The organism is Pedobacter sp. 01N416, assembly GCF_056399685.1.
This window is the reverse complement of the sequence record NZ_JBFTRT010000185.1, coordinates 1-10,966: the sequence shown is the minus strand read 5'-3', so window position 1 is coordinate 10,966 and position 10,966 is coordinate 1. Positions and strand designations below refer to the sequence as shown.

Sequence of the window (10,966 nt, the reverse complement as noted above, 5' to 3'; positions counted from 1 at the left end):
ATGCGTACATGTTAAAAAACAGATGAGAAAACGACCCATGGATAAACAAGCTCGAAATTAGTCTCCAATATTGCCCATCAAGCACCAGGAATTTATTGCTCACACCAAAATAAACCAATAAGGTTTGTATTTTTTCAACAAAACTTTCTTTAGAACCTGTTTGGTAGGCTTGTGTTAGTAAGTATTGCCTGTAAACAAATGTTACAAACGTTATTAAAACCCAATACAGAACATTCAATGCAACCAGAATTGGGGTAACGATATAACCCTTTTGAGGAAAAAACAGGAAGAAAACATTTTTGATCTTATTTTTAATGGCTAATGGGGCCTTTTCAAAATAAGTACCATCGGAAGTGGCAACTAATTCATGGAATTTGAGTCTAATTTCATCCCACGAATCCTTTAGGTGATACTCCACGTATTCAAATTCATGAAAGAACTTTTCGAGGTTTGAATCATTCTTCCCATAATCATTTAAAAGCAGTTGAATGCCTACGCATTCGCTTTTTACTACGGCGAAATTGCGGATAATACGGATCGAGATCTCCTCACTATAGGATTGAAATGATAATGGTGTATAAGCAATAATGCCGGTTTCCGATAAGTGACTTAACTTCCAGCCCAGATTTTCGATTGCCTGCCTGGCAATAATTAGGTATTTATCTGCCGGAAAATCGGCCAAAGGAATATATTTTTCAATTTTAGGCGAGTAACCCCAACTGATTGACATAGCGCGTTATATTTTTTTCGCTACTAAGATAATATAAGGTGATAGATTTTTGCTTTCGAACGGAATAATCTTTGTAAATACTTTTCCGGTTAGCCAAACTACTTTCTTAAATAGACGGACGCCTGCAGATTTCTGGCTTTCATTTTCCAGCCATACACTAAAACGACCAAAATAACCAGATTTTACTTGTTTAAGTCCGGCATGCTCGCAGATAGATTTCAATAACGCGGGATCCATGCTATCGATATTGTGCTTATCATAATTTTCTCTATCGAAATTCTTTTGAAACCAGCCGTTAACCGCCTTAAAATTTGGCAACGTGATAAACAAAGTGCCACCTGGTTTTAYAAAAGCAATATGACGGTTAATAATATCGGCAGTATCGTTAAAGTGTTCGATTAAACCGCAGCTTAGTACAAGATCATACTGCTTTTCGGGCGTGTAATTAAAAAGATCGGTTTCAATAATATGGATATCCTTTCCGGTTAATCCGTTCTTTTCTAAAAGCTCATTTACAACCGGTGGATGAACAAAGTAATCTAGAAGGGTAACATCAAGCTGAAAATATTTTTTCAGGAATACGGCATAATAACCCGGAAAACCACCCAATTCTATAGCGGTTTTAACATTATCTTTCTGAATAACATCGGCCAGTTGCTTATGAAATAAATAGTTTGAAGGTAACTGAACCGCTAGTCCTTTTTTACTTTCCCAATAATTTACCCAAAAAGCCCTGTCGGTTAATAAATTTGCCATGTTTTAAATAATTCCAATCCCAAAGAAACGGAAAAATTTGATTAATTGTTAAAGTGGTTAACTGTTTAAACTGATAAAAAATATCACATTGAAACTTCATCACCATTGACCGCAGTAGAAAAATCTTTTAAAGTCGTGGAAAAGATTTCTCCATTACGTTGCACTTCAGTCGAAATGACGACCTGTGCGTTCAATTAACCGATTCAACCACTTAACCGATTAATCCTTCTTCCAATTAACCCTATTTAAGGTCCTTCAAAATCTCAGCCACCGCTTTTTCGAGTTGAGGATCTTTATCTGCCAGACGGTCTTCAAAAGTATTTTTCATGAAGATATCTGGCTTAACACCTTCTTTTTCGATGTTTTTGCCATCCATGGTATAACAGCCCCACGATGGCAAACGGTAAGAAGAACCATCAACCAAACCTTTAGCAGAAGTAAAAATAATCCAACGGTAGGTTTCTGTACCAATAATCTTACCCAATTTTAATTGTTTAAACCCTGCCGCTGTCATTTCAGCATCACTTAAAGATTGTTCGTTAATTAGCAACACGATTGGCTTCGCTGCTGGACCAAAATTACTTTGTGGAGCCATTTTACCGCCGCGGTATTTCCATTGTAAATAAGGGCGCTGAGAAAGGAATTTTAGCACATCATCATGTACGTTCCCTCCGGTATTATAGCGCAGATCGAGGATAATGGCCTCCTTATTTTCTTCTTGTGCAACCATATCCAATAAAAAAGTTTCCAATTCGCCACCACCCATGTTTTTCATATAAGAATAAGCAATCCTGTTGTTGCTCCATTTATCAACATTTTTATGGTTTTGAGCGATCCACTCATCGTAAAGATTTCCGCGCAGGGTACCTGAGCTTTCTGGATGTACGTTTACAAAAACATCTTTTCCGTTACGCTTAAAGGTCAAAGTGATTTCTCTATCCAATGATGGTTTACTAAAATAATAATCGCGGTCTATTTTTTCATCCACCTTAACACCGTTTACTTCTGTCAGAATATCTCCTGCCAAAATATTGGTTCCAGTACGGGCGGCATTACTTTTAGCCGCAATACGTTTAACCTTTAAAGGATTTTCATTATCGAAGATGATTCCTGTTTCGTTGGTGATGTAAGTAAGGTTTTTGCGTTCTTCTGCCCCCGCGCTGTTAAAGCCCATGTGCGAAGAATTTAATTCGCCCAGCATATCGTTCAATAAAATCCTTAGGTCACTACGGTTGTTCACATAGGGCAGATAAGCTGCATAACGTGTCCTCATTTTATCCCAATCTACACCATGAAATTTTTCATCATAAAAATTCTCATCTAAACCTACCCAGGTCTCGTAAAACATCTGGTTAAATTCGGCGTTCAGGTTTCTGGTAAATTTATAACCGTGGTCTACGCGGTCAAGCTTGTTCCCTTCCAAGGTATATTTGTTGATTGCACCTCTTGATAAAACGAAAAATCTATCACCAGTCGATACAATCGAGTAATCGCCCCCATCGGCAACTTTTTCAGTTTTATTGGCTTCAAAAGGCTCAATAGTAGTGCGATAAAGACCTGGTGCGCCTCCCTCATGGTTAGAGGAGTAAAACACATAGGTTTTGTCGCCTTTGGCAAAAGCATCCGTTCCAAATTGGCCACCAAATGCAGGGCCAACCAGTTCTATGCGATCTAAAATATCCTGCGTATTAATGGTAATTACATTTGCTGGTTTTGGCGTAAGTTTTACCTCAGTCTTCTTTTTAGCTGTATCTGTTTTTGCTTTTTTATCATTTTTAAGATCAGTTATTGCAGGCTTAACTTCGGTTGGTGCAGGCTTGGTTTCTTTAAATAGGTCATCAAACTTATCAGAACGGTAAGGTTCGTCATAATTATTCAATGCCATACGGTAAATGTGTGCATTCTGCATTCCCGTTGGGTAAGACGGCTTGGTACGGGCACTGGTAAAGAAAATATATTTGCCATCGGGCGACCACGCAGGCCCTGTTTCGGTAACACCTGTATTGGTTAAATTAATGGTTTTATTACCCTTGATGTGATGCACCATAATATCCTGCTCGAAATTCCGGTATACCGTAAAAAGCACATACTCATCATTTGGCGAAAAGCTTGGCGCGGCACTTTGTAGGGCCCAAAACTCGTCGGTTACCAAAGTTTTGGCATCAAAAGTTTTAAGATCCATCAGCTTGAGCTCATTTCTGCCACTTAGGTATACGGCCATGGTTTTGGTTTTGTTTAAAGTGATATCACGTACATTTGCTTTATCCTTTGTCAGCTGTTTTACCGATCCTTTTCCATCACCGGTAATGGTAAACCAGTTCTGATAGCCATTAGCTGTTTGGCTGAACAAAATCGTTTTGTTATCGGCCAGCCATTTGCATTCTAAAGCACGCTCACCACTGTTGGTAATCTTACGGATAAATTTTCCGTCCGCATCGCTTACAAATACTTCGCCACGTGAAATAAATGCCATCTTTTTGCCATCGGTAGAAACATCGAATGCTGAGATATTTCCACGCACATCGTACTCTTGCTCTTTACTCAATACCTGGTTACGTGAAGTACTGATACTGATTTTCTCGGTTTTCTTCGAAGCTACATCGTAGGTGTACAATTGATAATCTTTCTCAAATACAACCGTAGTTCCGTTAGCAGAAACGAAAGGCCGCTTAATGGAAGTATCAAAACTGGTCAGGCTTGTTTTCTTGCCCCCGATAAAAGTGTACAAATTATATTCCTCATTGCCTTCATCTGATACAAAAAAGACATTCCCTTTTTGATCAACACTGGTCCAGAAATCTTTCCCTATATAATCGGTATAACGTTTATAGCCTTTTGATTTTGGGTTGTAAGATTGAATATCTGGATTGTAGGCTCCTTTGTAGTGTTTGCGGTTTGCAAATCGGTAACTCTCCCAGGTATCGTTAAAAAACAGTTCACCACTTGGCGATTCGGCGATGTGGTGCGTGGTATTGAAATAATTATCGAATAAACGGACGGCCGTGCCACCGTTTACACTTACTTTATAACTTGAAAAAGAATTATAGCGACCAGATGTGAAATAAATTGTTTTCGAATCCCAGCTCCAGTTGTCTACTTCATCCGCAGCATCGTTAAAAGTTAATTGTTTAATATCTCCACCTGTTAAAGGCATAACATACACGTCGTAATTACCAAACTGGTTTGATGAAAAAGCCATCCATTTCCCATCAGGAGATATTTTCGGATTAATTTCTTCGCCCTGCATGGCTGTAACCCTCGAAGCCACACCTCCTTTTACGGGTACTTTCCAAATATCACCATCATAGCTGAATACTATTGTTTGTGCATCGGGCGTTAAAGCAGGGTATGCAGCAAAGTAGGTTTGCCCTTGAACAAATGAATGGATAGACAACAAAAATGCTAGTGTCGCAAGCGATTTTAACAGGGATTTGATCATAATTTATTTTGTTTGGCTTTGATGCATGAACCCGGCTTGTTTAAAATAATCATTAAATTCAGACATGATTATTTTAAACATCAAAGGCTCCATCCTACAATTAAAAAGCAATAAAAAATATTAGGATGAAAATACACAACAGATTTTATATTCGTAAACAATAAAATGTATTTTTGATTGATTTGAAAGTAGTACACCTAAATACCTACGATGGAAATGGCGGAGCAGGGCGTGCCTGTTTGCGTTTAAGTGATGCCTTAAAGGCCAGTGGAATCGATTCGAAAGTATTGGTTTACTATAAATTTGGTCAAAACCCGAAGATAGATACCTTTAGCAGGTCGCCTTTTCAAAAAGCCAAAGCCATTTATAACATCTTATCTGAAAGATATTATGCAAAATGGCTCAGCAAATCGATAAAGACGCCATTCAGTTTACAATGGTTCGGCCGCTCGGTAATTAACCATCCCGATGTTAAAAATGCCGATATTATCCATTTACATTGGGTAAACCACGGTTTCTTAAATCCTAAGTTTTTGGCGCAGCTTGATGAACTGGAAAAGCCAATTGTATGGACTTTTCATGATAGCAATGCTTTTACAGGTGGATGCCATGTGCGTTATGGATGCGAAAATTTTCACCAGCAGTGCGGCAATTGCCCCATTTTAAAAATCAGTGGTAAAAATGATATTTCTCATAAAACCTGGGTGCGTAAACAAAAAGCTTATACAGAATTGAATTTCCATATCGTAGCACCAAGCAAATGGATGGCTGCATCGGTAAAGTTCAGCAGTTTGTTGGGCACGAGGAAAGCTACAGTTATCCCGAATACGATTGAAACAAAAATTTTCAAACCTTATGTTAAATCGGAGGCAAAGAAAATTCTGAAGATCAATCCAGATAAATTTGTCTTGATGAGTGGGTTTATGCCCTCAAAAAATGACAAACACAAAGGAACACCCTATTTAATCGAAGCTTTAGAAATCCTGTCGCGTAGGCCTGGAATACAAAAAGAAAATATTGAGTTGGTTATTTTCGGTAATAAGGAAAATGCCGAAATGCCCGAATTTCCTTTCAAAACCACTTTTTTAGGCACAATTAATAAAGATGATCATTTGGCGAAATGTTATTCTGCTGCAGATGCATTTATTACGCCATCATTGGAAGATAACCTCCCCAATACCGTGATGGAAAGTTTATCGTGCGCTACACCCGTTGTTGCTTTTACCACAGGTGGCATACCTGATATGGTGAAACACATGCAGAATGGCTATCTCGCAGAGTATCAAAATGCAGAAGATTTAGCAAACGGCATTGAGTGGCTGTACCACCGTCCAAATAAAGAAGAAATCCAAAAAGCAGCAAGATTGAGTATTTTAACAGATTTCTCGGAAGAAGTAATCGCTGCCGAGCATATCCATCTTTACGAAACACTGATTGATCTTCAACCGAAATAAAATCTGAACAAAAAAAGAGTGTTATTTTAATTAGTCAATCAACAACAACACACCATCAACAGATTGATTTACAATATATTATATTTAGTCCAATAGTGTTGGACTAATTAAAAATGTTTGGCAGATTCATTTTCAATTGGGGTAGAAAAATTCAAGCAATCTTTATTAAATTTACTCCAATCCAAAAAAGCCATCCCTTGCCAAAGCTAACTGTCATTACCATTGTATACAATAACGTTCGCGATATCGAACGTACCATTCAATCTGTCCTTAAACAGACCTATAAAAAAATCGAATATATTGTAATAGACGGCGCATCAGCTGATGGCACTTTACAGGTTGTTGAGCGTTATAAAGATCAGATTACAAAAATTGTGTCAGAACCCGACAAAGGCATTTATGATGCCATGAACAAAGGTTTAGCATTAGCAACGGGCGATTATGTTTTATTTATGAACTCGGGTGATGAGATTTATGATGAACAAACAGTAGAAGATGTTTTTGCCTCTGCCCCCGGTGCCGATATTTATTACGGGGAAACAGAAATGTACAATGATAACTGGGAAAATTTAGGCCGCAGAAGGCACGAAGCACCCGAAGAATTTGATTGGACCAGCTTTAAATATGGCATGAACATTAGCCATCAGGCCGTTTACATCCGCCGCAGCATTATTACGCCGTACGATTTAACTTATAAGTATAGCTCAGATATTGATTGGATTATCAAAGCGGCAAAAAAGGCCTCTAATATTGTTAATGTTCACCGTTATGTAGCCAAATACCTGGTTGGTGGCATGAGCAAGAAAAAACACCGCGAAAGCTTAAAAGAGCGGTTTAAAATCTTCACCAAATATTATGGTTTAGTACCGAATATCTTTAATCATCTTATCATTGCAGGTAATTTAGCTTTGTATTTTGTTAAGCACCGTAGAACGAACGACTAGATACTTTCTTTCGGGCGTCATTCTGAACTTGTTTCAGAATCTATCTAACTAAACAGTATTGATACCTTAAAAGATGCTGACCACGTAGTAGCTATTAGGCCATTAAAACATAATAAACCTCTAATAAAACAAGTTCAGCATGACGAGTGGACTAAGTCATAGTGCATTGCCTAATCTCAAATTTCTAAAAACAATAATTTCCCCGAACTGTCTTTAATACATTACCTATTAAAAATTTAAAGATTATGGGACAATTAAGTAACCGCACTATTGCTGTACTTACAGAAAGCGGATTTGAAGAAGTAGAATTAACCGAGCCAGTTAAAAGGTTAAAAGAAGAGGGCGCAACCGTTCACATTATCTCCTCAAAAAGTGGAAAAATAAAAGCCTGGGACCATGATCATTGGTCGATAGAAGTTGATGTAGACAAAACCATTTCTGAAGCAAATGCCGAAGATTATAATGGTTTGCTTTTACCGGGCGGTGTTATCAATCCTGATCAGCTTCGTGTTAACGAAGATGCGATAGCCTTTGTAAAGTCGTTCTTTGCCGATGGGAAACCAGTTGCGGCAATCTGTCATGGGCCACAAACCTTAATTAATGCAGATGTGGTTCAAGGCAGAAAAATGACCTCAGTAAAAAATATTTCACAGGATTTAATCAATGCAGGCGCACTATGGTCGGATGAGGAAGTAGTTGTAGACCAAGGTTTGGTTACGAGCCGTACACCAAAAGATTTACCTACTTTTAATGATAAAATTGTAGAGGAATTTGCCGAAGGTGTTCACGAAGGGCTGCATGCCTAAAAACTTTGGACGCTCTTTCTAGATTCACTCAAAAACGGTTGGCAAATTGTCAGCCGTTTTTATTTTAGTCTTTTTTGTGCCGTCAGATGTTACCATCTGACGGATAAATTTCTTTTGATTTTTCGTGTCGGATGGTAACATCCAACACCACTAAGACGGTGCCGTTCGCTTCTTACACGGTGCACAATAGACGAACGTTCTTCTTGTTGGTATTGAAGTACGGTTTTCTCCGTTAATTGCTCCATGCTCATTTTTACATAGGGCAAGTTCTCTTTAAAAAACTGGGGCAAATAAACCTTTAAATTCCCTTCGTAAAACTGTTGGTCGAAATCTATTGCACGGATACGAAACTGAATATCATCAAAATCGGGTGTAATCTGTACCACAAAATTATACGCTCGCATATCACCCAAAAGCATAATCAAACAACGTTCATTAAACTTTACGAACTCTTTTGCTATCCTGGTCGGATTAAACTCAGGTGTATATAATTGTCCTTTTGTAAAAACATCCCCCGGAATCCCCGCAATATGTTCTTCCACTAAGGTATTGCCATCAACAAGATAATTTACCTGATTGGGCGAAAGGATTTCTTCCATTTCCAGGCCATAAATCCGCGAAGCATCGGCTTTTTTAATATAGAAATAATCGTAAACATCATTTAAACGGTTTACAATGCGGATACGAAATGGATGGGTATTTCCGAAGGTGCAATATTCTATTTTATCAATGTATTTATGCTCCACAATCCGCAGATTGCCAGATGCTTTTAAGTTTGCATAAATTTCCTTTAAACCATCATGCAAAGTTTCAATTAAATCCTGTGCATAAATCGGCCCTTCCCAGAGCGAGTCCTTCCCAAACTTATCCATTAAAGGAAAAGCTTCTCGGTGTTCTCAGTGGTTATTAACCCCTCGGATAACTGAATGGCAATCCACTCAGATACCTGCTGATTTTTCTATAGGGATAATTCCCTGCGCCGTGATCGGCAAACTGAACAATAATGGTATTCGTTTTCGGATCGACATACAATCTTTGGCCGAGCATGCCTTCTGCAGCATAATCGCCATTATCACCTTCCTGTGGAACCCACCAAAGATAGTGATGGGCTGATTTTTGCCAGCCTTTTGCCGATGCAGGTTTTTCGGAACCTATATTTATCGATTGATTTACCCAGCTTTCTGGAACAATCTGTTTCCCCTTGTATTTGCCTTTATTTAAATATAATCGACCAATTTTGGCGAAATCGATAGCCGTAACCTGAAAGCGACTTGCAGTGTTTGTTAAACCGTTAACCTGATCTAATCCCCAAGTGGCGTTATACTGTGTTCCGATCTGTTTCCATACATTGGCTTCGAAATATTGCGCTACCGATTTACCAGTTGCCTTTTGCAAAACCCAACCCAATAAAATCGGATCGATACTTTTGTACTTCCAAACCGTGCCGGGTTTATTCACCAGTTTAACTTTCATCAATTGGGCTTCCATATCATCCGTATAATAATATTTGGCTTCATCAGAAAAAAATGCCTTAACAATCCCACCTACAGCATCCTGAAACTCCAGGCCGGATTTCATATCTAAAAGGTTTTTTAGTGTGATCTCTTGAAAAGCTGGATTTGATTTTAACTCGGGAATATATTCGGTTACTTTCTCGTTTAAACTTTTAATGCTATGATCATTTAATGCTTGTCCGATCATAATAGAAATCATGCTTTTGGCACCAGAAAAAATGGTAGTTAAGGTGCTATCACGATAACCTTTATCATATTTTTCGTATAAAACACTGTCATTCCTGATCACGATAAAAGCGTTGACCGCTCCATTTTTTAAATATTCTTTCAATGGAACAGATTGATTATTTCCATCCAGAACATGAAGTGTATCTAAATCATTCCGTTGTTTGGCCGGCCTAATAAAATGAAAGGCAGAATCACTTTTATGGGAAATTTCCTGTGGGAAAATTTTATATGTTTCGGCACCAGGTGTTCTATATTTTAATACATTTAACAGATAAGGCTTCCAGAGAAACAGTGCGAACAGCGATAAAAAAAATGTATAGATCAGGAACAGTAATATTTTTTTAAAGGTTTTCATGGGTAGGCGTTATACCAACAAATATAAAATATTTAGGAAATTATGCCTGCTTCAGCAATTCATTTGTGGTAAAAAGAAGTTGATGTTTAGGTTTATACTTCCACCTTTTATGGCTCCAAAGCCAATATTCGGGCTTTGCCCTGATAATTTCTTCCAAAAAACGGATGTGCATTTCAGTAATTTCGAATTCAGCGGTCCCGGCCGGATTTAAACAAAGGGGCACACAATCTACCATGTAAAAACCACGTTTAAGCACATTGATTTTGAAATAAAAGATAGGCTGATTGGTACGTTTTGCAATTTTTTCTATCCCTAACTGAACGGAGCTGGGCTGATGCATAAAACTTGTCCAATAATGCGACTCGTCTTTTGAGGGTGCCTGGTCATTCCCAAAACTAAATATGCTCGGTTTATCTTTACTCGCCTGCAAAGCCCTCATGGTTTGTCGCATGGCAATTAATTTATTGCCAAATTTACCACGTACTTTTTTAAACCAATGATCAAATGTGGAATTTGTTAAGGGTTTGTAAATTGGATAATGATCTGCAGAAAAGTTAAGCCCTATACCCAAAGTTCCCCACTCCCAGTTACCATAGTGTGCTGCACAGATCAACACACTTTCTCCCCGATCTAAATATTCCTGAACCTGCTCTTTGTTTTTAAATATGAAACGCCTTTCGATTTCTTTTTTTGAGATACTGCTCATTTTAATAATCTCGAAAACCAGCGAAGCGAGGTAC

9 protein-coding genes are annotated in these 10,966 nt (G+C 38.2%); 3 read left to right on the top strand and 6 right to left on the bottom strand.

Annotated features, from left to right (window positions below; translation table 11 throughout):
* The 3 genes from AC1DND_RS12115 to AC1DND_RS12105 all read right to left on the bottom strand — a co-directional run.
* The coding region (locus AC1DND_RS12115; protein WP_477581925.1) for a rhomboid family intramembrane serine protease at positions 1–730 on the bottom strand (730 nt) is incomplete at its 3' end.
* 6 nt (positions 731–736) lie between these two features.
* Entirely contained in the window at positions 737–1,486 is a 750-nt protein-coding gene (locus tag AC1DND_RS12110; protein ID WP_477581923.1) for a class I SAM-dependent methyltransferase, read from the bottom strand.
* A gap of 241 nt (positions 1,487–1,727) precedes the next feature.
* Positions 1,728–4,925, bottom strand: coding sequence for a S41 family peptidase (locus AC1DND_RS12105; RefSeq protein ID WP_477581921.1), 3,198 nt, complete (start codon positions 4,923–4,925; stop codon positions 1,728–1,730).
* Between the two features lie 173 nt (positions 4,926–5,098).
* On the opposite strand from AC1DND_RS12105, the gene AC1DND_RS12100 reads away from it, so the two are divergent.
* The 3 genes from AC1DND_RS12100 (at position 5,099) to AC1DND_RS12090 (ending at position 8,129) form a co-directional block, all read left to right on the top strand.
* On the top strand, positions 5,099–6,379 hold the full coding sequence (locus tag AC1DND_RS12100) for a glycosyltransferase family 4 protein (RefSeq protein WP_477581919.1): 1,281 nt from the start codon (positions 5,099–5,101) through the stop codon (positions 6,377–6,379).
* A 197-nt stretch (positions 6,380–6,576) separates the two neighbouring features.
* On the top strand, positions 6,577–7,323 hold the full coding sequence (locus AC1DND_RS12095) for a glycosyltransferase family 2 protein (RefSeq protein ID WP_477581917.1): 747 nt from the start codon (positions 6,577–6,579) through the stop codon (positions 7,321–7,323).
* Between the two features lie 245 nt (positions 7,324–7,568).
* Positions 7,569–8,129: a type 1 glutamine amidotransferase domain-containing protein gene (locus AC1DND_RS12090; protein ID WP_477581915.1), complete on the top strand. Its 561-nt coding sequence runs from the start codon at positions 7,569–7,571 to the stop codon at positions 8,127–8,129.
* Positions 8,130–8,218: 89 nt separating this feature from the next.
* Here AC1DND_RS12090 and AC1DND_RS12085 read toward each other — a convergent pair whose 3' ends face one another.
* The 3 genes from AC1DND_RS12085 to AC1DND_RS12075 all read right to left on the bottom strand — a co-directional run.
* Positions 8,219–9,001: a hypothetical protein gene (locus AC1DND_RS12085; RefSeq protein WP_477581914.1), complete on the bottom strand. Its 783-nt coding sequence runs from the start codon at positions 8,999–9,001 to the stop codon at positions 8,219–8,221.
* 34 nt (positions 9,002–9,035) lie between these two features.
* Entirely contained in the window at positions 9,036–10,226 is a 1,191-nt protein-coding gene (locus tag AC1DND_RS12080) for a serine hydrolase domain-containing protein (RefSeq protein WP_477581912.1), read from the bottom strand.
* A 40-nt stretch (positions 10,227–10,266) separates the two neighbouring features.
* Positions 10,267–10,966 (bottom strand): lysophospholipid acyltransferase family protein (locus AC1DND_RS12075; RefSeq protein ID WP_477581910.1); only part of this gene is annotated, 700 nt, incomplete at its 5' end.